The sequence below is a fragment of the Arenibacterium sp. CAU 1754 genome (assembly GCF_054482635.1).
In genome coordinates this window covers 23,456-45,700 of the sequence record NZ_JBTLRG010000006.1, presented here as the reverse complement: position 1 = coordinate 45,700, position 22,245 = coordinate 23,456, and the positions used below count along the sequence as shown (strand labels likewise).

Sequence of the window (22,245 nt, the reverse complement as noted above, 5' to 3'; positions counted from 1 at the left end):
CTTGCGCAAGGAGCGGACCCAATGAAACTGTCAAACGCAAGTCTTTCCCAATTGCCCGAAAGCATTTTGCGCCCTCTCTATGATCGTTCCGCCCTGACCCCCGGCATCGTGCATATCGGGCTGGGCAACTTTCACCGCGCCCACCAGGCGTGGTATCTGCACCGACTGATGCAACAGGGCACAGCGCTGGATTGGGCGATCATCGGGGCCGGTGTCCGCCCCTATGACGCGGCCATGCGTGACAAGCTGCTTGCCCAGGACTGCCTGACCACCCTGATCGAACTTGACCCCTCGGGCACGTCGGCCGAGGTGATCGGGTCAATGATCGACTATCTGCCCATCAAAGACGGTAACGGCCCTCTGATCCGCCAAATGGCGGACCCGGCGATCCGGATCGTTTCGCTGACCGTGACCGAGGGCGGCTATTACCTCGACGCGACGTCGGGCGAATTCGACACCGGCCACCAGGATATTCAACACGACGTCCGCACCCCCGACGCGCCCCGGACGGCCTTTGGCGCCATCGTAGCCGCGCTGAAACTGCGCCGGGATGCCGGGGTGAGACCCTTCACAGCGCTGAGCTGTGACAACCTGCAAGGCAACGGAGAGTTCCTGCGGCAATGCGTGGTCGGGCTGGCGCGGCTTTCGGATGCCGGGCTTGCCGACTGGATCGACAGCAACGGCGCCTTTCCGAACTCCATGGTCGATTGCATCGTCCCGGCCACCGGCCCGGACGTGATCGAACAGGCCCGAGCACTGGGCATTGAGGATGCCGCCCCCGTCACCCATGAAAACTTTCGCCAGTGGGTGATCGAAGACCGCTTTTGCGCAGGCCGCCCGGAATGGGAAAAAATCGGTGCGACGCTGACCGATGACGTGCACAGTTACGAGTCGATGAAAATCCGCATTCTGAATGGCGGGCATCAGGTTCTGGCCAATGTGGGCGAGCTGCTTTCCGTTCCCACCATCGCCGACTGCATGCGGGACGCGCAAATCGCGGCGTTCTTCCGGAAGGTTCAGACCGAGGAAATCCTGCCCTATGTGCAAGCGGTGCCCGGCATGACCCCTACCGCCTATCTGGAACTTATCGAGCGCCGTTTCGCCAACCCCGCAATCCGCGACACCACCCGCCGCGTGGCCTTTGACGGATCGTCCCGCCACACCGGGTTCGTGCTGCCAACATTACGAGACGCCCTTGCCCGCGGCGGCAGCGTGCAGGGTCTGGCCCTTGTCGAAGCGCTGTGGGCACGCATGTGCGCAGGTAAACGCGAAGATGGCACAACCATAGAACCGAACGATCCGCATTGGGACGCAATGCAGCAAACTGCGCTGCGGGCCCGGTCCGCACCTGCGGCATGGCTTGAGCAGCGCGAATACTATGGGGACCTTGCCGCCCAGCCTGAATTCGCCATCGCGTTCAACGATTGGCTGGCGCTCCTGTGGAGCGATGGCTGCCGGGCCGGGTTGAACCGCTATTTGGGCACTTAGGTCTTATCCGGGTTATCGCAGCCGGAAAACCGGTAAGATCACGCGCCGCATTGCTATGTGACCGTGATCGGGCAACTCGGACTCTGCACCGGATTGTCCGGAGTGTCTAACGTGCACTCAAAGCGATCCCCATTGCCGTGGTCACCCCTGCCCCCAGAACAACCAGGGAAAACCTGCGTGGTTCGCGTTCCGCCATTGGGAGCAGATGTGTCGCACCGACATAAAACAGGGCACCGGCCGATCCAGCCATGAGATCGCCTAGGAGCGTTTCATTAATGCGGGTGACCCAACGGTAGGACAGCAACGTTCCCAGCGGAGTCGTGGCTGCCGCTGACAGGAGCGCAAGCCAGAGCGCCTTTTTGTCACCCATGCCGCTGCGCAACAAAAGCACATAGGTGACCACTCCTTCGGGAAATTCGTGCAAGACCATGCCCAGCGCGGACACGACGCCAGTGAAAAAGCTGACGGTGAACGTGATGGAATACATCACCCCGTCCACGAACGAATGAAACCCGATCCCCAGCATTGCCACGAGACCGATTGCATAGTCCGCCGTGTCAGACTTGTCACAGACCTGGGTGGTGAGAAACCGATTGAATATGTGCATCAAGAGGTAACCGGTCAACATGAAGATCGGGCCCTGACTGCTCAGTTCCAGGCTTTTCGGCATCAGATGCAGGAAGGAGACCGCGATCAGGATCCCAGCGGCAAAACATGCAAAATAGACCGCGTTCCGGCGACTCCATTCTCCAAATTGGCGCACGGCCAGGACCCCGATGGTGGTGACAAGACCAGCCAACAAGCTTGCCAGGATCGCAAAGGGGATGAGGGGCGGCGTGTCCAATGTTTCAGCGGCTCTGCTTTTGGTGCTTCATTGCATGACAGCAATGATAACCTTTCTGCGCAAGGGGTGTCGCCCCGTGTTTTTGCCAAGATTTTCGCCGGCAGCTTGCTCGCAGCAAAGGGATTAATCCCGGCTGTTCAGACCAATGTGCGACATGGGCAAGCAAGAATTCACGCCGTGCGGCGCAGCCCGGTCGCGGCATCAAAGAGATGGGCCTTTCCGGGTTGAATGCCAAAGCGTAAGTCCCGGTCGTAGTCGGTCACCAAATGCACGCCCTGCATGCTGACCGTGCAATTTTCGCGCGCACCGGCCAGTCGTCCGTGCAAAAGCGTATTGGCGCCAAGCGGTTCGGTCAACTGAACCTCGATTGCAATCGGGCCTGTTTGATCCAAGTCCAAGTGTTCCGGCCGAACCCCCAGTTTCACGGGGCCATCGGCCCCAACGGCGTCCGCGACAGGCTGTCCCCCCAGTAAGACCTTGCCGCCCTTCACCTCGGCGTCAAAGATGTTCATCGCGGGACTGCCGATGAACTGTGCTGCAAACAGGGTGCGCGGTGTCTCGTAAACCTCAAGCGGGGTTCCAATTTGTTCGGCTACGCCCCCGTTCATGACGATCATCCGGTCGGCCATCGTCATCGCCTCGACCTGATCGTGGGTCACGTAGAGCGATGTGATCCCGAGTGTCGATTGAAGCTCCTTGATTTCAAGGCGCATCTGCACCCTCAGCTTTGCGTCGAGGTTCGAAAGCGGCTCGTCAAACAGGAACACGGCCGGTTCGCGTACAATCGCACGCCCCATCGCGACACGCTGGCGCTGTCCGCCGGACAATTGCCGGGGCTTGCGATCCAACAGCGGTTCCAGCTGCAACAGCTTGGCGGCCTGAACCACCTTTGCATCGATCTGATCCCTGGGCAGCCCCGCGATCTTCAGCCCATAGCCCATGTTCTGGCGCACCGACATATGCGGATAAAGGGCGTAGTTCTGGAACACCATCGCGATATCGCGGTCCATGGGTTCCTTTTCGTTCGCCCGTTCTCCGCCGATTTGCACCTCGCCCGAGGACACGGTTTCCAACCCGGCGACCATGCGCAGCAAGGTGGATTTCCCGCAGCCGGACGGGCCCACGATCACGATGAATTCGCCATCGGCGATATTGGCCGTGATACCGTGGATCACCTCGGTCGAGCCGAAGTTTTTCCTGACGTCGTTGAGGGTCACTGTCGCCATATCTTATTTCTCGCTGTCTACCAGGCCGCGGATAAACAGCCGTTGCATGCTGACCACGACAATCACCGGCGGTATCATCGCAAGGATCGAGGTCGCCATGATGACCGGCCATTCGGCCACGTCATCGCCCGAGGGGAACATCTGTTTGATGCCCATGACGATGGTGTTCATTTCGGGATCGGTGGTGATCAGAAGCGGCCAGAGATACTGGTTCCAGCCATAGATGAACAGGATCACGAACAGGGCCGCCACGTTTGTCCGGCTCATCGGAACGACGATGTCCCAGAAGAACCGCATCGGTTTTGCCCCGTCGACGCGCGCGGCCTCGGCCAGTTCATCGGGGATGGTCAGAAAGAACTGGCGGAACAGGAAGGTTGCCGTCGCCGAGGCGATCAGCGGAAAGATCAGCCCACCATAGCTGTTCAGCATCCCGAACCCTGCGACGACCTCATAGGTCGGCACGATCCGCACCTCGACCGGCAACATCAGCGTCAGGAAGATCATCCAGAAAAAGAGCGTCCGACCGGGAAAGCGGAAATAGACGATGGCAAAGGCCGATATCAGCGAGATGACGATTTTACCCACCGCGATGCCGATCGCCATCACGAAGCTGTTCAACAGCATCGTCGTCACCGGCATGTTCACGCCGGAAAACAGCGCCTGAGAGTAGTTTTCCCAGAATTGATCACCCGGCCAGATCGGCATCGGGGGGCGCACGATTTCGGGTTGCGTGACGGTGGACGCCACAAAGGCGAGCCAGATCGGAAAGAAGATCACCAACACGCCCAGGATCATGACGACATGGGTCAGCCACAGGCTTATACCGCGCTTTTCAACCATGCCCTGCACATCGCCCGGCATCAGTAATGCACCCTTTTCTCGACGAATTTGAACTGGATGACCGTCAGCAATCCGACCACGACAAGAAGGATGACCGACTGGGCCGAGGACGACCCCAGATCCTGCCCGACAAAGCCGTCCGAAAACACCTTGTAAACCAGAATGGTTGTCGATTGCTGCGGTCCGCCCGCCGTGATCGTGTGGATCACGCCGAAGGTTTCAAAGAAGGCATAGACCACGTTGACGACCAGCAGAAAGAACGTGGTGGGCGACAAAAGCGGCAGCACGATGGTGAAGAACCGCCGCCAGAACCGGGCACCATCAATCGCCGCAGCCTCGATCACCGACTTTGGCACGGCCTGAAGTGCTGCGAAGAAAAACAGGAAGTTGTAGCTGATGCGCCCCCAGGCCGAGGCCACGACGACAAGGCCCATCGCCTCGCCTCCGTTCAGGACGTGGTTCCAGTCATAGCCCAACTGACCCAGATACCATGAGACCACCCCGACGCGGGTGTTGAACATGAACAGCCACAACACGCCAGCCACCGCCGGGGCGACCGCATAGGGCCAGATCAGAAGCGTGCGGTAGACTCCCGATCCCTTGATGAGGCGGTCCGCCAACACCGCCAGGAACAGTGCGGGTATCATCGAACAGAGCGTGACGAGGATCGAGAAAACCGCCGTCGTCACGAAAGAGGCGCGGTAGAACTTGTCACTCAGCAGGAATTCGAAATTGCCCAGGCCCACAAACCGAGACGACAGGCCAAAGGGGTCCGGGATGAACAGCGACTGCCAGATCGCCTGCCCGGCCGGGTAGAAAAAGAACACTGCCGAGATGACGACCTGTGGCGCGATCAACAAAAGCGGCAGCAGCCAGCCGCGAAATGTGACGCGTTTTTCCATGTTGGTGCCCCCAAGCCCTTGGAAGGCAGGCCCGCGTTGGGGCCCACCTTCAGGTCATGCGCTCAGCGGTTGGCCGCTTCGAAACGGCGCAACAGGGCATCACCGCGTTCCTTGGCGCTGTCCATCGCCTCCTGTGCGGACTTGTCGCCGGACCAGATCGCCTCAAGCTCTTCGTCGATGATACCGCGGATCTGATCGAACGATCCAAGACGCAGGCCCTTGGAATTGGCTGTCGGTTCCTTGGCCGTCATCTGGATCACCGCCACATCGGTGCCGGGGTTCTCGTCATAGAACCCGGCCGCCCGGGTGGCTTCGCCCGCTTCGGATGTGATTGGCAGATAGCCGGTGTTCTGGTGCCATGCCGCCTGAACGTCAGAGGACGACAGATAGCTCAGGAATTCGCCTGCGCCCTTGTATTCCGCGTCATCGTGACCGGACATGACCCAAAGAGATGCGCCGCCGATGATGGTGTTCTGCGGTGCGTTACCGACGCCCTCCCAATACGGCAGGGGGCGCACGTCAAAATCGAACTCGGCCTCGGAACTGATGCCTGCATACCCGGCGGAACTTTCGGTAAAGAGCGCACATTCACCCGCCCGGAAATTCGCGCCGCCTTCGTTGCGGCGCCCGGTGTAGATGAATTTGCCGTCCCGCGCCCATTCGCCCATGGCCGTGAGATGTGCGACCTGCGCCTCACCGTTCAGCATCAACTCGGTGTCCAGGCCCGCAAATCCGTTGTCCTTGGAGGCAAAGGGAACGTCATGATAGGCCGAGAAATTCTCAAGGTGAATCCAGCTTTGCCAGGCTGTGACCAACGGGCAGTCTTCACCGCCGGCCTTCAACTGATCGAGAACGGTGCTGACGTTCTGCCATGTGGACAGGTCCGTGTCGGGATCGACACCCGCGGCGGTCATTGCATCGCGGTTGACCCACAGAACCGGCGTCGAAGAGTTGAACGGCAGCGACAGCATCTCGCCATCGGTGGAGGTGTAATATCCTTTGACCGCGCCGATATAGGCGTCCGGGTCGAAGGTCGCGCCGCTTTCGGCCATGACCTCGTAAACGGGTTTGATCGCGCCACCCGCCGCCATCATGGTGGCTGTGCCAACCTCAAACACCATCAGGATGTGCGGCTGTTCCCCGGCGCGAAATGCCGCGATGCCGGCGTTGAGCGTTTCGGAATAGTTGCCCTTGTGGCTTTCCACGACAACATAGTCGCTCTGGCTGGCGTTGAAGTCTGCGACCTGTGCTTTCACCAACTCGCCGAGGCGGCCCGTGAATGCGTGCCAGAATTGCACTTCGGTTTGTGCCATTGCCGCGATTGGCGACAGGATCGTGGATACGGCGAGCGCGCCGATGAATGACTTTTTCATTATTCCTCCCATGCACCGAATTGGTGCGTTGTCCATGTGATGCTGTTGTTCGCTGACCCGCATCGGTTGTTCGACGTCGAAACGATACACCCCCTTCGACATAATTCAAGACTTCAAAACATTGAGAAAATATAACATTACGTTATACCTGCAGCGTTGAGAATGTCGGCGAAGGGTAGCAATGAAACAAATTCCGCGCTTGCGTCAGCTCGAGGCCCTTATGGCTGTGATTCAACAAGGTTCTGTGACACGGGCCGCAGAAAAACTGGGCATCAGCCAACCCGCCGTCAGCCGGTTGCTGTCAGACTTGGGTCAAACCCTCGGGTTTTCCTTGTTCGACCGCCGCGACGGCCAACTTTTGCCGACGCAAGAGGTGCGGTTCATGCAGTCCGACATACAGCGCGTTCTGGAACTGATGGATCAGATCGGTGAAGTCAGTCAGAACATCACCGAACGCAAGGCCGGTCATATCAGGATCGCTTGCTTGCCCGGATTTGCCACCAGTCATTTGCCCGCCGTCGTGGCGCAGTTCCTTAAGGCCCGGCCCGGCGTCAGCATCACGATCGAACCGGATCGCCCTGAACGCATCCTCGAGTGGATGATAAACGAACAGTTCGATTTTGGGATCACGGATGGGTTTCGCGGGCATACTGCGGTCGAAAGCCGGGATATTGACGTGCGAACGGTGTGCATCTTTCCCGTCGGGCACCGGCTTGAGCACTACGAGGTGATCACGCCGGCCGAACTGGCCGGAGAAAAGATCATCCATACGCGCCGTGACAGCGATTTTTTCAAGAGCCTCGCAAACGCCTTTCAGGATAGCGAGACGGATTTGTCGACCCTGGTTGAAACGCGGCAATTCACATCGGCGTGCGAGCTGGTATCACACGGCATCGGCGTGGCGGTTGTCAGCGAACTTGATGCCGTCAGGTTTGCGCGGGACAAGGTCACCATGCGCCCCTTCTTGCCCGCAATCCCGCACCGGTTGTCCCTGGTGCGCCCGACCCTGAAACGCCCCTCGATGGTTACACTGGAATTCATCGACGCCTTCGCGGCCAGCCTGGAGCCGTTTCAGGCGTCCCCTGCGACGGGGTCCTTTTGACGGGCCGGGTGGGCAACCGGGGATAAAACGGGCCGCCGGGACGAGCTGGCAAGGTCACCCTCGCATCTGCAGCATTTGTCCCCTATTGTACTGATATGACCAAGATCCCTGGCATCCTTGTATTTTCCGATCTTGATGGGACTCTTCTGGGGCACGATGATTATTCATGGCGCCCGGCGGCCGCGGCACTTGCGCGGCTGCGCGATATCGGGGCGGGCGTGATCCTCGCGACAAGCAAGACCGCCGCCGAGGTCGCCCCGATCCGGCAAGCGATCGGATTTGCCGACTGGCCCGCGATTGTTGAAAATGGCGCGGGCCTTCTGGAGGCGGGTCAAACCAGTGATCTGGGCCCGGCACAATATAACGAAATCAGGGACCTTCTGCGCAGCTTGCCAGTTGGCTTTCGTGGGTTCGGAGACATGACCGCGCAAGAGGTTGCAGACGTCACCGGATTGTCCCTGGACGCGGCAAGAAACGCCAAGGCAAGGCAGTTTACCGAGCCAGGTCTGTGGACAGGGCCCGAGCCAGAGTTGAACGGGTTTCTCGACGCGGCACGGCGCGCCGGCCTGCACGCACGACGCGGCGGGCGGTTCCTGACCCTGTCCTTCGGCGGCACAAAGGCGGATCAGATGGATGCGCTGATCAAGCGCTTTCGGCCCGGAATGACGATTGCGCTTGGGGACGCGCCCAACGATGTCGAAATGCTGGAAAAGGCCGATTTCGCCGTCATCGTGGCCAACTCTTCAGCCCGCGCCCTGCCCCACCTGCCTGGCGAAGTCGCCGGACGTATCCTGCGCACCCGTCTGGAAGGGCCACGGGGCTGGGCGGACGCGATGACCACTTTCCTGAACAGAAATACCCCTGCCGAGGACGCTTCAAAACATGGCTGACTTTCATCAGAACGGGCACATCACGACGCTGCACAACCTTCGCACGCGGCCTCTGGATGACCTGACCTACGAACTTTCCGCTTTCGCCGAGACCCGCAAGATCACCCTGATCCTGCCCAGTCTCTACTCGGAACTGGAAGGGCCGGCGCTGGCCAACATTCTGGATGAGCTGTCGCAGGTGCCGTATCTGCACAGGATCATAATCGGGCTGGATCAGGCAGACGAAGCGCAATACCGGCATGCACAGGCGTTTTTCTCAAGGCTGCCGCAAAACCATATCGTAATCTGGAACGACAGCCCGCGGATGAAAGAACTTGGCGCGCGGCTTGAGGAACTGGGACTGGCACCCAAGGAGCCGGGAAAAGGCAAGAACGTCTGGAGCTGCATCGGCTATCTGATCGCTTGTGCGGACAGTTCGGTCATGGCCATCCATGATTGCGATATCCTGACCTATTCGCGCGAAATGCTGGCGCGGCTTGTCTATCCGGTGGCCAATCCGACATTTTCCTACCAGATGGCCAAGGGGTATTATCCTAGGGTCGACGACAAACATCTGAACGGGCGGGTCACACGGCTTTTGGTCAGTCCGCTTTTGATTGCCCTGAAACGCGTGGTGGGTGATCGTGATTACCTCGATTATCTGCGCAGTTTCCGCTACCCCTTGTCCGGCGAATTCGCCCTGCGGACACCTGTCTTGCCCGATTTGCGTATCCCGTCCGACTGGGGGTTGGAAATCGGTGTTCTGTCCGAGGCATGGCGAAACATGGCGCCGCAGGCCGTCTGTCAGGTGGAAATCGCGGATGCCTATGACCACAAGCATCAGGATCTGTCCCCCGAAGATGCCACACGCGGGCTTAGCCGGATGTCGACGGACATATGCAAAGCCATCTTTCGCAAGCTGGCCTCGGACGGCACGGTTTTCACACCGAACCTGTTCCGCACGCTCAAGGCGACCTACTACCGGTCCGCGCTGGATCTGCTGGAAAGCTATTATAACGACGCAAAAATGAACGGCCTGACCATCGACCGCCACAAAGAAGAGAAGTCGGTCGAACTTTTTGCCGAGAACATCATCCGGGCGGGGCAACTGTTTCTCGAAAACCCCAACGAAAGCCCGTTTATCCCGACCTGGAACCGCGTGCATTCGGCGGACCCCGAATTCCTCTATGATCTGCGTCGCGCTGCGGCCGAGGACGCCGAAGAGTTCGGCTGAGCCGCCCTCCGTCCGGGATCAGGCGCGGTTGGAAATCCAACGGCACTGATACGGCGCAAACGGAATTTCCGGTCCGGCGGCCGAGATATCCTCGCCGCTGAGCAGGTCGACCCAAGTGTCATCCTCGATCAGGTTGATCGTCGACGGGCTGACAAGGACCGTTTCATCGCTGACGTTGTGGATCGCAAAAACCGACTGATGACGGTCAAGGCTCTGGCGCCAGACCCCGAAAAGCCTGTCGTCCATCCCAAGCGTGAATTGCGTGGCATTGGGGTGAAAGGCCGGTTGTCGCGCCCGAATCCGCAGACGTTCCGAAAGGCCATGCAGGACGCGCGCCTGATCCGACGCGGGATCGGCCAGCAGGTCCAGCAATTCAGGATAGTGCCAGCGATGCCGGTTGATGGCGCGGTTCATGCCGCGTCGTTCGACGGCCGCATGATCATTGGGCGTGGCAAGGAGCGAATGGATGTAAAACGCAGGAATGCCTTCCAACGACATCACGATGGTCTGCGAACAGATGAAGCGGTCGAGATGGTGCCCGTCCTCCCCATGGAAGGCTTGGCGCATGGCATCAAAGAGCGAACAATTCAGTTCGTATGGTTCCTCCTGCCCATCCTCGAGTGCGCGCATCGAAACCAGCCCGCCGGCGGCCTGAACGGTTTCGATCATCCGCGCCTTTTCCTCGGGGGGGAGCACCCCTTCGGCCGGGCGCATGCCGATGCCATCATGGCTCGCCGTGAAGTTCAGATAGGCACACCCGAACTGGGCCGGTGGCATGGCCGATTGCCACCGATGCAGATACCGCGCGGTGCCCGATTGCATCGCGTGCAGGATCAGCGGCGGCAACGGGAAGTTATAGATCGCGTGCGCCTCGTTGCGATTTCCAAAATAGCTCAGGTTTTCTGAGCGCGGCACATTCGTTTCCGTCAGCAACACCACGGTTTCCACGGCGTAATCGCACAGCAGCCGCAGCAGTTGGACGATAGCATGGGTCTGCGGGAGGTGAATGCAGGTCGTGCCCGGCTCTTTCCAGAGGAAGGCCACGGCATCCAGCCGCAGGATCCGCACCCCCTTGTCGATATGCATCCGAATGATCCGCAGCATTTCCAGCAGAACCTCGGGATTGGTGAAATCCAGATCGATCTGATCATGGCTGAATGTGCACCAGACATGACGCGGACCGTTGCGTGTTTCGATCTTTTGCAACAAGGGCGTCGTTCGCGGCCGCACCACCTTGGAAAGGTCGTCGTCGGGGTCCGCCTCATAAAAGAACCGGTCATAGGGCGCCTGGCCCTGGCGGTACGCGTTGAACCAATTGCCCTGGCTTGAGACGTGATTGAGAACCAAGTCGGACATCAGGTGAAATTTCGAAGCGATCCGCGCAATGTCGGGCCAGTCGCCCAGCTGCGGGTTGACGGATCGATAGTCGGTCACGGCAAACCCGTCATCCGAACTGAACGGAAAGAACGGCAGGACATGCACGCCGTTGACCACGCCGCGCATATGCCGGGTCAGGAAATCCTCAAGAAGGTCGAGCGGCTTGTGCTGGCCATCCAGGATCGTGTCGCCATAGGTGATCAGGACGGCATCCTTTTCCGACCACAGCCCGTTGCTGGATCCGCGCGCACGTTTGCGGCGGTGGGCGCCTTCGGGCCAGAATTCGGTAATGATCTGGGAGGCCAGGATATCGACGTCGAGATCGGGATATATCTGGCCGACCAGTTCGGTAAGGCGCGCACTGAACAAATTTGACATCTCGGGCTATCCAAAGTGGGTCATGACACAGATATCCCGAATAAGGCGGCCATGATCAGAAATCATTCCGCCTTTTCAAATTGGTGTCAAATTGCACGACGAAAACTATGCAGTGCGAAAAAAACAAGCAAATCAGAGCCTTTTTCAACACCACCGATTATCCGCCTGAGAAAGGCGGCCCGGTTTCATTGATCGTCCGCGACACGCCATAGGCCTTGGATGCGCCGCAAGACAGGCCGGCATTGACGAGGCTCGATCGGCAAGAAACCGGCGCGGCGCGGACTATTCCGTGCCGTGCCACGCGGCGACAAGCAGGACCGCACCGGCACAGATCGAAAAGATCGCGATGGTCGCAAGGCTGATGCCGAGGAATTCCGACACCACGCTGATCGCCACGGCCAGAAGCGACGTCGACAGCGTTGTGGACAACATCCAGAGCGACATCACGCGCCCGCGAAGCCCGTCCTCCAGCCGCGCCTGAAGCCCGATCTGCAGCGATACGCCCACATAGGTGCCTGCGAACCCGACAACCGGGGCGGCCAGCAAGGCCATTTCGAACACCGAGGCTGACACCATCAAGACCCCGCCCAGGAACCCCAGCGCGACAAAGCCATAGCGAAGGGCGACGCGCCGCAAAAGGCGATGCCCCGCAACGACCTGGAACAGCGCGGCAATCAGAGCGCCAAAACCGATGGCCGAGGTCAACAGCCCTAGGCCTTCGGCCCCTTTGCCAAAAACCCCGTCCGCAATCACCGGCAGCAATTCCGCGACGGCGCGAAACGGGCCCAGCGCAAAGATCGACAACAACAGGCTGCGCCGCACTGGCCAACGCTCCCACACGGTGCGCAGCCCTTCGGCCAGTTCGGTCAAAAGACCGGCTTGCGCCGTGCCTGCCGCGTTGGGCCGGGGGGACAATGTCGGCGCGATCAGGATGCTGGGTACGAACAGGGCCAGCGAAACAAGCGCTGTGACCGCCAGCCCCACCTGCCCGATCAAAACCCCGCCGATGGCCGGGCTCAGCAATCGGGCGACGTTGAAGTTCAGCGCCGACAGCGCCACAACCGACCCGATCAGGGGTGGTTCAACAAGGCGCGGACCAAGCGACTGGCGCACCGGGTGATGGGCGGACAGGACAATCCCGTAAAGCGCCGACAGGCAAAGAAGCAGCACCGGCGTGAGCCAGTTCATGCCCAGCAGCCCCAATAGCGCCACGGGACAGGCCAGAAGACCCAAAGACACACGCCGATAGGCCCGCCTGATATCGCTGCGGTCCGCCAGCACGCCAAAAAATGGCCCTGCGAGTGCGACGGGCAAAAGGCCGGCAGCGGCGACAAGGCCAACGAAACTGGCAGAGTGGGTCAGATCCCAGGCGGACCAGGACAAAAGCACGCGAAATATCCACGTCGCGTTCATTCCGGAAACGGCGCCGACGTAATACCGGCGAAACCCCGGATTGGAAAATGCGCTGTCGCGGGTCAATGCGGTCAGCGGCCCCCCTTGGCCAATTCACCAAACATCCACGGGCATTCCGAGGCCGGTGGCGCGCGCAATCCGCGCCGGGCCGCTTCAATGGCCGTTTCCCGCATACGCTGGCGCAAACGGCACTCCGCACCCGGCAGATACAGCCGTTCATGACCCCAAAAGCCGGGACCGTCAAAGGTTTCCTGCGGCTCCCACGTGTGGGGTCGATCACCGGCCCAGACGTTTTCAACGAAAAGCCCGACGGCGTATGGGCATAAAACGATGTCATCCAATCCTTCGTGTGCCGCCCCAGCGAATAAGTCACCTGATCGCGCGCCTGGGCGCGCCGTCCAGACGCAAAAAAATCAAGGCCTGTCCATCAGGTAAACGAACGAGCCTCTGGCCGAAAAGGCATTGCCTGCCTTCCTGAAGGAATTTCTTTCAGTTCATCGACCCTGACACTCTGTCCAACCTCGGCGGATTACGAATGGCGAATTACAGCACCAGGCTCGACGGGCCGTGGATTGGCCTGACGGATTCGCCAAACACCCCCTCGGCGCAATCCTTCAGCGGATCATGGTCCCGCAGCGTGCCCCAGTCAAAACCGGTTTCGGCCTCGATCCTGCTGATATTGACCTGATAGGTCTGGTACTGGCCCAGAACGAAAGCCGCCTCGGTGATATCGCGGATCATCTCACCTTGCGTCAGTACGTATCCGGTCGCGCTCATCTTGCCGGTATCATCATTGATCATCACCGCGATCTTCCAGAAACTTTCCGGGATTTGCACGTCCTCGGCGCCGGGTTGCGAAACCAGCCGACGGTCGTTGTCGCGGAATACCGGGCCGGTCATGACCGACACCCGGAAGTCGCGTGTGCTGGCGGCCTCGAGGATGTAATCCTCCAGCCCGACCCAGTCTCGCTGGTTGAGGTCCTTATGCTGCGGCGCGCTGTTGGTGTAATGGAACGTGTCGATCTCGGCCTGTTGCGCCTCATCCCTGCTGGCGCCCCAGCCCGGATCCATCCGGCGCACCATATGTCCGCGATCCATCGGGTTGTAGCGATAGAGTTCATTGCCCATTTGATGCGCCCGTTGCAGACGCCCGTCCAGCCGCCATTGCCCCTTGCGTTTCAGGCGAAAAGCCTGCGCGCCATCAATGTTGACCGCCGTCAGCATGGGCAAACGGCGCGATTTCGACTGCAACACCGAAAAGTGGGTGTAGCGGAGGATTTTGTCCTCATCCCCCTGGACCGGTGCCAGATCATCACTGCGCGCGCCCAGATCGGGAAACGGCACGCTGAGCGTGCCTGTCCCCAGGAAATCGGGATCGTACCCCTTGCGGCCGGTTAGATCGACCGCCTCGGTCGCGGGGGTTTCGATATCCAGTTCGACCATCACCTGCGGGGACGACACATCCCGCAGCGCGGCCGCAACGATATCGGCCGCCACCGCATAGTTGGTGTCACGGAACACCCCTGCAAAATGCAGACCTACCGCCTTGCCGCTTTCCAGGTCCAGTACGGCCGACCCGGAATTCCCCCCGAGCGAGGTATAGTCGCCCAGAATGACGATACCCTGCGCATCGGTGCCATTGATCATGCCGGGGCTAAAGCGTTTGACGTCGTAAATCCCGCCAAAGATATCATCCATCAGATCAGAATCGTTGCGCCGCCCGTCCCAGGCGGGATAGCCCACCGTCGCCACCGGTCGGTCGCTGCCGACAGGGCCCGTCAGCAATTCGACCGGCTCAAGCCCGGCATCGGGAACGACCCTGAGAAATGCCATGTCTGGCCCGCCCTGTGGGGCCACGAACAGGATTTCGCTGACCTTTGCAAACCGCTGTGCGCTGGCTGGCTGCTGGTGCTGACGCATGAAATCCAGTTCAACGCGCAGGGTCCGCCCAAAGGAGCCGGTCTTGAACTCCCATCCTCCCTCCCAGCGCGGCTGCGAGAACACGTTGGCCACATGCCGGTTGGTCACGACGATATCATGATCGACCAGCCATCCGGTGCCGACATATTCCATCGTCGCGTGGTTCAGCAGATCAACCCGCCCGATATTCTTGCTGACACTTTCCAGCATGTCCTTGTTGGATTCGATCAGGTCGATCCGGTCATAATCGCCGTGAATGGTGATCTGGTCATTTTCGAACAGGTAGGCCGGCCGCAGGTCTTCAAGGATGATCGCCTCAAGAGCGCTGCGCATTTCCAGACCGCCACCGGGCAGTTCTTCTGCCGAGCCTGAGCGTACGGCCTCGGTCACGTCATCTATTCCGATGGCTGCGCCAGCCTCAAGCGCCCCGCCGGGCGCCAGTTTGGCCCGCGCCCGCGCCAGAGCCGCGTCAAACTTCTCTGACTTTTCGCGGAGTATATCAATGGTCGTCATAATCCGGCCCTCCCTTTCCGCCTTAAACAGCGGGGTGGAAATCTCAATTGGTCAATTCGGGTTTCAGCGGTTTGGGTTACCCTCCCAACCCATCGCCCCACACTTCGCAAACTTGCTCAAGCGACGGCCGCATCACGTGTTTCAGGAACAAGGCCGCAACGACCGTGGCGACCGCGGGCAACAAGCCGAATGTCCCGACGAGTATTTGTACCAGCACCCTGGCGACCGAGGCCTCGTCCAGCCCCAGCGCGCCTTTCAGCTTTTCGCGGGCGGCGGCATTGTCTTCGTCATCGCCACAAATCAACCCGTGCAATTGCGCGTTGACCCGCTTCAGGATGCGCTTGCCGATACCGTGAAAGACATCGCCCATCCCTTCTAGTGCAGCACCGCGGAAATCGGCGCCAAGCGGCACGACATGTTCCGGATCGGCGCTGGCCATCGTGGCCCGGCGTCCCATTTCGGCAATCAATTCCTCATCGCTGGCCGTGGCGGCAAATATGGTCGCGGCCTCGGCAGCCCTTGCCAGACCCGATCCGGGCACGGCAGGCCCGCCCGCTTCAAGCGCTTCGCTCGACATTCGCGCCGATATCCGCTCGTGAAATTTGGCGGCGACACGGGCATAGCCGCTGTTCCTTGGGTGCAATTCATCGTGCCATTCGCCCTGCACAATGCTGCGGCAATCGACCAGTTCGATCTGACCGGCCAACGACGGGGCCCGCAAGGTATCGGTCAGGGCATCGTAGAACCTGTCAACGATCTTGGCCACCAGCGCCCGTTGCAGCGAACCATCCAGAATGCCCAGCTGTTCCATCGGACGGCCCAACCACTTACCCCGCGCGGGGATTGCGTGATCGTAGCCGTGAATGAAAACCGGCAGGCCCGGGAAGGTCCGCACAACCCGATGCAGGATATCGCGATATAGCCCGATAACCTCGCTCAGCGTGTCTTCGAAGTTCTGCGTCAGATAGTCCTCGACCGACAGGGCGGGATCAAACGGATGCAGCGCCTTGGCCAGCCGCCCGTCCCCCAACAGATCGTTGCCGCCCCCGGACAGGACGACCGCATTGGGCTGTTCGGCGGCAATGGTTGCGATCAATTCGTCCTGCGCCACCATATCCGAAATCAGATCACCTGCCGCACCCAGACTGCGGATCGCGTAATGCGGGTCCAACTGGTCGATCACGTCTTGCAGAAGGATGGGATACTGGAACCAGCTGTCCCCCTCGGACACCAGCCGGGGACCTGTCCAGTTCTTGATCTTGCGTTTATAGGCCATCGACCGCCGCCAGCGGGCAATCCGGTTGACGCTGGACATAAGCACCGCCGCCTCTTCGGCGGACGGGGTGACAAGGGCCGGGTTGGGAATGATGACCGGTTCGAAACTGCGCCCTTCGCGCGGCGCCTCCATCAGGTATGGGGCGATCTGTTCGTCCGGTACATCCGGGTCCATCAACCATTCACGCAATTGGGATTCTGTAATGACAGGGGGGGTATCGGACATCCCTTTTCTCCTCAAAATATGACGTCACATAAAAAATTGTCGCAAATGGCAACGCGTTATGAAAACTTGCGCAAATGCGCACTTTAGGTAGAATAATAGCAGAATTAATCGCCGCTGCACAGCCTATGGGTGAGTGACAGCAGGTATTTTGAGAATTTGATTACACGGGGCGTTTATACAAAATGGCTCTGACTCAGGCACAGTTCAAGAAGGCATTGAACGCCCTTCTTGCCGCCTATCCGGACCGGGATGATCTGAAAATCACCCTCGCCATGACGGCTGGCCGCGTCTATGCGGACCTGACGGCGCAGGCGACACGCAAGGCCGAGTATTTCAATATAATCTCCAAGGCCCGGGCGCAGGGCTGGGCCGAGGAACTGATCGTCGCCGCGCATGAGGAATTTCCCGACAACGGGGACCTGAGCGCGCTTGCCAACGAGTTGTCGATCGCGGCACCGCCGGTCGTGGCCGAACCCCCTGCCCTGATTTCACCGGCCGAAGAAGCCGACGCCGACAGCGCCGATGCCGAAGCCCAGCGCGCCCTGCAACGGTTGGTGACGGCGGGCGATCCATCGGTCAACGCCGAACAATTGTTGCATCGGCTGGCGGTGCTGGGGTCACGCACGGGCGCTGTGGAAATCGGCGGCATGCATCAGGGCACCTGCTTTCTTGTCGGGCCCGATGTCATCCTGACCAATCACCACGTGATCAAACCGCTTCTGACCCTCGGGGGCGATGACGTGACCGTGCGATTTGATCGCTATGTCGATGAACATGACGTGGTTCAAACCGGTTGGACGGTGCCTTTGCACGACGATTGGCACATGCACAGCCGCCCGCACGGCCCGGCGGATGAATCCAACAATCCCGATGACATTCCCGACCCTGACCAGCTTGATTTCGCGCTTGTGCACCTGTCCGAAAAAGCGGCCGATCGCCCCCGCCCGGGCCAGACCGAACCGCGCGGCTGGTGTGCACTGAACGCCCCCCTGCCGGAGGGGCCCGTGGGCAATCATGTCACGCTGATCCAGCACCCGGCGGGCGCGCCGCGACAGATGTCCTTTGGCCATATCCTGAGCTATGGCGGCGCCAAGCTGCGGATGCGGTACTCGGCCAACACCAAGAGTGGCTCATCCGGATCACCGGTGGCCAACAGCAAGGGACAACTGATTGCCCTGCACCATGCGGGTGATCCGAATTTCGCCCAGATGGCCAAGTATAATCAGGGCATTCCGATCAAACTGATCCAGGATGACATCACCGCTGCAGGACTGATGGGGGCGCTTACCGTATGAGCATTTCCGGCCCCCAGTTCAGAACCGTCTATGAACAGCTTCTTGCAGCCTATGGCGATATCAACGATTTGGACATTCTTCTGTCGATCGAGTTGGGCATCGTGATCGATGACGTGTCGCCGACCACCGGCACCCGCAAGCGGCGTATTCTGGACGTCGTGACCAAGGCCCGGTCTCAGGGTTGGATCAGCGGTCTGATCAACGCCGTCCTGAACGATTCCGATCAGGCCTCGAATGTCGCGCTCAGCGACGCGCTGACCCCGATCCTGGCGATCCTGGAACCGGAACCCGGCGTGCCCGCCTTTAACCATCTGACCACCGATGGCGTGGCCTTTGCCAATCGGAGGTCCCTGCGCCAGACAATCGGCGACATGACGCTGCCCGACGGTCCACGGGCGCTGGTTTTGCGCGGTCATGCGCTCAGCGGCACCAGTTATGCCTGGCGGCTGTTGAACCATGTGGCCCGCGACGGGGCCATCGAACGGGTGCGGATCGACTTCGAACAGGCGGGCGATCATTCCCCCATGGGCGTTGCCCTGAGCCTTGCCGCTGAAATGCAGATCGCCGCTTCGCCCGAACGCAGCGACAATCCCAGCCAGGAACAACTGGCGGCCTATCTGGTCCGCTGGCTGTCCGGGCACCTGCGAAATTCGACGAAAACCTGGTGGATCGTTTTCGACAATGCGCATCTGGTGACCGTGCCCCCCGAAACCAAGGAAATGATCGTGGCCTTCGCGCGTCATTTTTCCAGTGGGTCGGTGGATACGGTCAGGGTGTTCATCCTCGGCTTTGACAGCGAGATCGGCGGCATTGCCCCGCCTTTCGGCTTCGACGTCACGCTGTCCCCGATCGGTCGTCCCGAACTTGTCGATTACCTGACCGAGGCCAAAACGAAACTGGGGGATCTGCCCGGCTTTGCCGATGTCGATGAGGCGGTGGACGAAGTTCTGGCAGACCTCGATCTGAGCGAACCGACACGTGAAGTCATGAACAGCATTACACAGCAACTTACCCATATCGTTGCCGAGATGCGCCAGTCATGAAGGCACAGACAAATATCCATTCGGATCTGGCGCAGATCAGGGCGCGGGTCAAGGAAGGCGTCCCCGTTCACGATATCCTGCGCCAGGCGGCGCTGGTCACGCATTTCGATCTGTTCAAACTGTCGGAACAGCACGCCGACAGCGACGAGGCGATGCTGCTGCTGATGGACGATGCCATCCCCCTGACTTCGCCTGCTGATGCATGGGGTCTGCCGCTTGAGAAACGCCAGAGCATTCTGAACCGTTTTGAGGACCGCGCCGCGGTGCTCAGGTGCCTCGCCACGATAAAAGACCGCCCAGACAACCGCACGCAAAGGGCGTTTGAGCGGCTCATGTCGTCACACAACGAGGTGGAAGAGGTGCTGCAAAGCCAGGATGCCGAAGCCATCGCCGACATTCTGGACGCGATGGCGTGGATCGCGCGCGCACCGCGCCTGCAAGAGGGTCTGCCCGATCGTCAGACTGTGACGCAGGCCTTGGCGGACGCCCGGCGCATGGCCCCCTTGCGACGGCTGGTCGGCGATCATTTCCAGGGCCGCAAGGATGTGCTTGAAAAGATGCGCACCTATCTGGAAGCCCCCGAAGTCAGCGACGTTCTGTTTCTCCACGGCCCTGGTGGCATCGGCAAGTCAACGGTTCTGGCCAAATTCGCCCTGGATGCGGCAGATCGCGATGATGTCGATGCGATTGTCTACCTCAACCTTGATCGCCCGATCCTGCGCCCGGAAGAACCCTTGTCGCTGCTGCTGGATCTGCTTTCGCAACTTGCACGCCAGTTTCCGGACCATAGCGACCCGTTGATCCAGGTCAGCGGCATGGTACGCGATTTCGAACGCCGCCTGTCTTATTCGCAGAAAGAACAATCCTTGCTGGAAAGCACCTCGTCCGCCCAGAATGATTGGGACTGGATCGTCAGTGATGTGGCCGGGGCCATCGCCAAGCTGCCGGGCACACGCCAGATCCTGGTGCTGGTCGATACGTTCGAACAGGCGCAGCGGCTGGGCAGCCGGGTGGTTTCGGAAATGTGGCGCATGACCAAACATCTGATGGGTCAGGTGCCCCGCATGCGCATCATTGCCGCCGGGCGGCTGGAGGAAGTTCAGTTCACGCAAAACCGTGTCGCGCTGGAGGCATTCGAACGCAGCGATGTGGAGCGAGTCCTGACCAAGGCAACCAAGGCGCCCCTGTCCAGCAAACTGATCGATGACATTTTTATGCTGACCGATGGACATCCGCTGACGGTGCAATTGGCGGCGTCCTTCGTCGACCGCGCGGGTCCCGGTGCCTTTGACGATCCGGAGCTGGCCCAGCAGCAGCTGTCCGAATTGAAAGAACAAAAGCGCGACGCGCTGCTTTATGGCCGCATCCTTCAGCAAATCAACGATCCGCAGGTTCAGCAGATTGCGATACCAGGCCTGGTGATGCGGCGTATAACACCCGGCGTCATCCGCGAGGTTCTGGCGGAACCGTGCAATCTGACGCTTGAACCGGGGCAGGAGGACGACTTGTTCGACCGGATGGCGGCCGAGGTTGATCTTGTGTCGCTGGATTATTCCGACCCCGAGGCCCCCGCCCTAGTGCACCGGCCCGATGTGCGCGCCCTGATGCTATCGGATCTGCGACAGGAACAGCACGCTCAGGCGGCCGAGATCGATGATCGCGCGATCCAGTATTTTTCGGAACAGGACGGTGACTATGCCCGCGCCGAAGAAATCTATCACCGGCTGTGGCGCGGCGATTTCGGGTTTCAGCTGGAAAACCGCTGGATGCCCGGCGTTGCCCCGTTGCTGGTGTCTGCGCTGGATGAACTCCCCCCGAACCGGCAGGGCTGGTTGGCCGACAAACTCGGCGTCACCCCTGCGCCGCAGGTCGCCGAAACGCTGGATCTGAGCGACTGGGAAAGCTCGGTCGCGGCGCAGGCCCGGCAACTTCTCAAACGGGGCGATGCCCGGACCGTTCTGACCCAGCTGTCCGAGCGCACCGACCGAACGGCGGGCAGCGAGCTTTTGGCGATCGAGGCCGAGGCGCAAGTCGCAAGCGGGGACGAGGTGGCCGGTCTGGCGGTTCTGGACCGCGGTATATCCGCCGCAATGGACGCTGGAGAGACCGAAAATCTGCCCGAGCTTTTGCTGTTGCGAAGCCAGCTTCTGGAAGGGCGGCGGCAGTTCGCTGCGGCATCTCAGGACGCGGCGCGGGCATTGAACATCGCTCAGGAGATGGACAATCAGGAATTCCACCTGCGCGCCACCGCCTCACTGCTGCGGCTCAGCCGGAAATCCCGGTCGACAGTGGGCCCCGAGCCGGACCTCCTCAGGCGCAGCCTTTCTGAAATCCTCGATACCTCGGCAAGGTCCAAGTCAGCCCAGCCGCTGCCCAAGATTTTGTACAACAACCCGGTCCTGACCCGTGAACTGGCCGCCGAAGTCGGTGACGCGCATCCCGATCTTCTGGAACTGTCCATCCGGCAAACCGGCAGCGTGGCGAAACCCGAGAACGACACGGTTGGCCGCAAGTTTACCCAGGCGGTGTTGCAGAGTCTGGCGGGCACGCGGGAGGGTGATTTCGGCCAGATCGTTCAGAAGATTACCGATGGCTCCGACAGCAAGGCGATTCAGAACCTTCCCGAACTGTTGGCCGTGGCCCGCGACCGGCGGGTTCTAGACACGGTGAAACAACAACTCTCATGGCTGTTGTCGGCCGAGGTTGACCGACTGGTCGGCGCCTTTCCAAGCAAATCGATGATCAAGCGCACCACAGGCGTCCAGATCACGGAAGACTGAGAGCGAACGAGCATCATGGTCGACAGAAACCGGTCGACTGTCCTGATGACCCATTCTTCTGATGATCGCGCTTGAACGCGGACATTCGATGTTGTCAGGTGGCATCAAATACCAAAAACGCCCCCAACACGGGTGATTTAGGGCACG

At 60.2% G+C, this 22,245-nt stretch carries 16 protein-coding genes; 7 read left to right on the top strand and 9 right to left on the bottom strand.

All coding sequences use genetic code 11. The features are described from left to right. Positions 1–21: 21 nt before the first annotated feature. Positions 22–1,488: a mannitol dehydrogenase family protein gene (locus tag ACXYMO_RS18290; RefSeq protein WP_458880191.1), complete on the top strand. Its 1,467-nt coding sequence runs from the start codon at positions 22–24 to the stop codon at positions 1,486–1,488. Positions 1,489–1,594: 106 nt separating this feature from the next. On the opposite strand, the gene ACXYMO_RS18285 is transcribed toward ACXYMO_RS18290, so the two are convergent. From ACXYMO_RS18285 to ugpB, 5 genes are all read right to left on the bottom strand, one after another. Continuing rightward, the gene (locus ACXYMO_RS18285; RefSeq protein ID WP_458880190.1) at positions 1,595–2,332 is read right to left on the bottom strand and encodes a ZIP family metal transporter; all 738 of its coding nucleotides are present in this window, start codon (positions 2,330–2,332) and stop codon (positions 1,595–1,597) included. Between the two features lie 170 nt (positions 2,333–2,502). Further along, on the bottom strand, positions 2,503–3,558 hold the full coding sequence (gene ugpC / locus ACXYMO_RS18280; protein ID WP_458880189.1) for a sn-glycerol-3-phosphate ABC transporter ATP-binding protein UgpC: 1,056 nt from the start codon (positions 3,556–3,558) through the stop codon (positions 2,503–2,505). A gap of 3 nt (positions 3,559–3,561) precedes the next feature. After that, entirely contained in the window at positions 3,562–4,398 is an 837-nt protein-coding gene (gene ugpE / locus ACXYMO_RS18275; protein WP_458880255.1) for a sn-glycerol-3-phosphate ABC transporter permease UgpE, read from the bottom strand. A gap of 20 nt (positions 4,399–4,418) precedes the next feature. Then, positions 4,419–5,300: a sn-glycerol-3-phosphate ABC transporter permease UgpA gene (gene ugpA / locus ACXYMO_RS18270; RefSeq protein ID WP_458880188.1), complete on the bottom strand. Its 882-nt coding sequence runs from the start codon at positions 5,298–5,300 to the stop codon at positions 4,419–4,421. Between the two features lie 62 nt (positions 5,301–5,362). Next, the gene (gene ugpB / locus ACXYMO_RS18265) at positions 5,363–6,673 is read right to left on the bottom strand and encodes a sn-glycerol-3-phosphate ABC transporter substrate-binding protein UgpB (RefSeq protein WP_458880187.1); all 1,311 of its coding nucleotides are present in this window, start codon (positions 6,671–6,673) and stop codon (positions 5,363–5,365) included. 181 nt (positions 6,674–6,854) lie between these two features. Between ugpB and ACXYMO_RS18260 the strand changes: the two genes are divergently transcribed. The 3 genes from ACXYMO_RS18260 to ACXYMO_RS18250 all read left to right on the top strand — a co-directional run bounded on the left by ACXYMO_RS18260 (position 6,855) and on the right by ACXYMO_RS18250 (position 9,878). Further along, positions 6,855–7,775, top strand: a complete 921-nt coding sequence (locus ACXYMO_RS18260; protein WP_458880186.1) for a LysR substrate-binding domain-containing protein — start codon at positions 6,855–6,857, stop codon at positions 7,773–7,775. Between the two features lie 95 nt (positions 7,776–7,870). Continuing rightward, positions 7,871–8,665, top strand: a complete 795-nt coding sequence (locus ACXYMO_RS18255; RefSeq protein ID WP_458880185.1) for an HAD-IIB family hydrolase — start codon at positions 7,871–7,873, stop codon at positions 8,663–8,665. Beyond that, positions 8,658–9,878, top strand: a complete 1,221-nt coding sequence (locus ACXYMO_RS18250; protein WP_458880184.1) for a glycosyltransferase family protein — start codon at positions 8,658–8,660, stop codon at positions 9,876–9,878. The genes ACXYMO_RS18255 and ACXYMO_RS18250 overlap by 8 nt, the downstream gene beginning before the upstream one ends. Positions 9,879–9,896: 18 nt before the next feature. On the opposite strand, the gene ACXYMO_RS18245 is transcribed toward ACXYMO_RS18250, so the two are convergent. The 4 genes from ACXYMO_RS18245 to ACXYMO_RS18230 form a co-directional block, all read right to left on the bottom strand. After that, positions 9,897–11,633, bottom strand: a complete 1,737-nt coding sequence (locus ACXYMO_RS18245) for a sugar phosphorylase (RefSeq protein ID WP_458880183.1) — start codon at positions 11,631–11,633, stop codon at positions 9,897–9,899. 282 nt (positions 11,634–11,915) lie between these two features. Then, positions 11,916–13,112, bottom strand: coding sequence for an MFS transporter (locus ACXYMO_RS18240; protein ID WP_458880182.1), 1,197 nt, complete (start codon positions 13,110–13,112; stop codon positions 11,916–11,918). 477 nt (positions 13,113–13,589) lie between these two features. Next, a complete protein-coding gene (locus ACXYMO_RS18235) occupies positions 13,590–15,479 on the bottom strand; it encodes a DNA/RNA non-specific endonuclease (protein ID WP_458880181.1) in 1,890 nt (629 codons plus the stop codon). Between the two features lie 76 nt (positions 15,480–15,555). Beyond that, entirely contained in the window at positions 15,556–16,980 is a 1,425-nt protein-coding gene (locus ACXYMO_RS18230) for a hypothetical protein (protein WP_458880180.1), read from the bottom strand. 182 nt (positions 16,981–17,162) lie between these two features. Here ACXYMO_RS18230 and ACXYMO_RS18225 point away from each other — a divergent pair, with 182 nt between their 5' ends. Genes ACXYMO_RS18225 through ACXYMO_RS18215 form a run of 3 tightly spaced genes read left to right on the top strand, consistent with a single transcriptional unit; the run spans position 17,163 to position 22,098 of the window. Further along, a complete protein-coding gene (locus tag ACXYMO_RS18225) occupies positions 17,163–18,275 on the top strand; it encodes a trypsin-like peptidase domain-containing protein (RefSeq protein WP_458880179.1) in 1,113 nt (370 codons plus the stop codon). Next, a complete protein-coding gene (locus tag ACXYMO_RS18220; RefSeq protein ID WP_458880178.1) occupies positions 18,272–19,318 on the top strand; it encodes a hypothetical protein in 1,047 nt (348 codons plus the stop codon). The genes ACXYMO_RS18225 and ACXYMO_RS18220 overlap by 4 nt, the downstream gene beginning before the upstream one ends. After that, positions 19,315–22,098: a P-loop domain-containing protein gene (locus ACXYMO_RS18215; protein WP_458880177.1), complete on the top strand. Its 2,784-nt coding sequence runs from the start codon at positions 19,315–19,317 to the stop codon at positions 22,096–22,098. The genes ACXYMO_RS18220 and ACXYMO_RS18215 overlap by 4 nt, the downstream gene beginning before the upstream one ends. The last annotated feature ends 147 nt before the right edge of the window (positions 22,099–22,245 follow it).

What these genes read in the sequence shown, in the direction of transcription:
- ACXYMO_RS18235 (WP_458880181.1), bottom strand. Translation starts at nt 15,479, where the DNA reads ATGACGACCATTGATATACTCCGCGAAAAGTCAGAGAAGTTTGACGCG.
- ugpE (WP_458880255.1), bottom strand. Translation starts at nt 4,398, where the DNA reads ATGGTTGAAAAGCGCGGTATAAGCCTGTGGCTGACCCATGTCGTCATG.
- ACXYMO_RS18225 (WP_458880179.1), top strand. Translation starts at nt 17,163, where the DNA reads ATGGCTCTGACTCAGGCACAGTTCAAGAAGGCATTGAACGCCCTTCTT.
- ACXYMO_RS18215 (WP_458880177.1), top strand. Translation starts at nt 19,315, where the DNA reads ATGAAGGCACAGACAAATATCCATTCGGATCTGGCGCAGATCAGGGCG.
- ACXYMO_RS18245 (WP_458880183.1), bottom strand. Translation starts at nt 11,633, where the DNA reads ATGTCAAATTTGTTCAGTGCGCGCCTTACCGAACTGGTCGGCCAGATA.
- ACXYMO_RS18255 (WP_458880185.1), top strand. Translation starts at nt 7,871, where the DNA reads ATGACCAAGATCCCTGGCATCCTTGTATTTTCCGATCTTGATGGGACT.
- ACXYMO_RS18230 (WP_458880180.1), bottom strand. Translation starts at nt 16,980, where the DNA reads ATGTCCGATACCCCCCCTGTCATTACAGAATCCCAATTGCGTGAATGG.
- ACXYMO_RS18220 (WP_458880178.1), top strand. Translation starts at nt 18,272, where the DNA reads ATGAGCATTTCCGGCCCCCAGTTCAGAACCGTCTATGAACAGCTTCTT.
- ugpB (WP_458880187.1), bottom strand. Translation starts at nt 6,673, where the DNA reads ATGAAAAAGTCATTCATCGGCGCGCTCGCCGTATCCACGATCCTGTCG.
- ACXYMO_RS18250 (WP_458880184.1), top strand. Translation starts at nt 8,658, where the DNA reads ATGGCTGACTTTCATCAGAACGGGCACATCACGACGCTGCACAACCTT.
- ugpA (WP_458880188.1), bottom strand. Translation starts at nt 5,300, where the DNA reads ATGGAAAAACGCGTCACATTTCGCGGCTGGCTGCTGCCGCTTTTGTTG.
- ugpC (WP_458880189.1), bottom strand. Translation starts at nt 3,558, where the DNA reads ATGGCGACAGTGACCCTCAACGACGTCAGGAAAAACTTCGGCTCGACC.
- ACXYMO_RS18260 (WP_458880186.1), top strand. Translation starts at nt 6,855, where the DNA reads ATGAAACAAATTCCGCGCTTGCGTCAGCTCGAGGCCCTTATGGCTGTG.
- ACXYMO_RS18290 (WP_458880191.1), top strand. Translation starts at nt 22, where the DNA reads ATGAAACTGTCAAACGCAAGTCTTTCCCAATTGCCCGAAAGCATTTTG.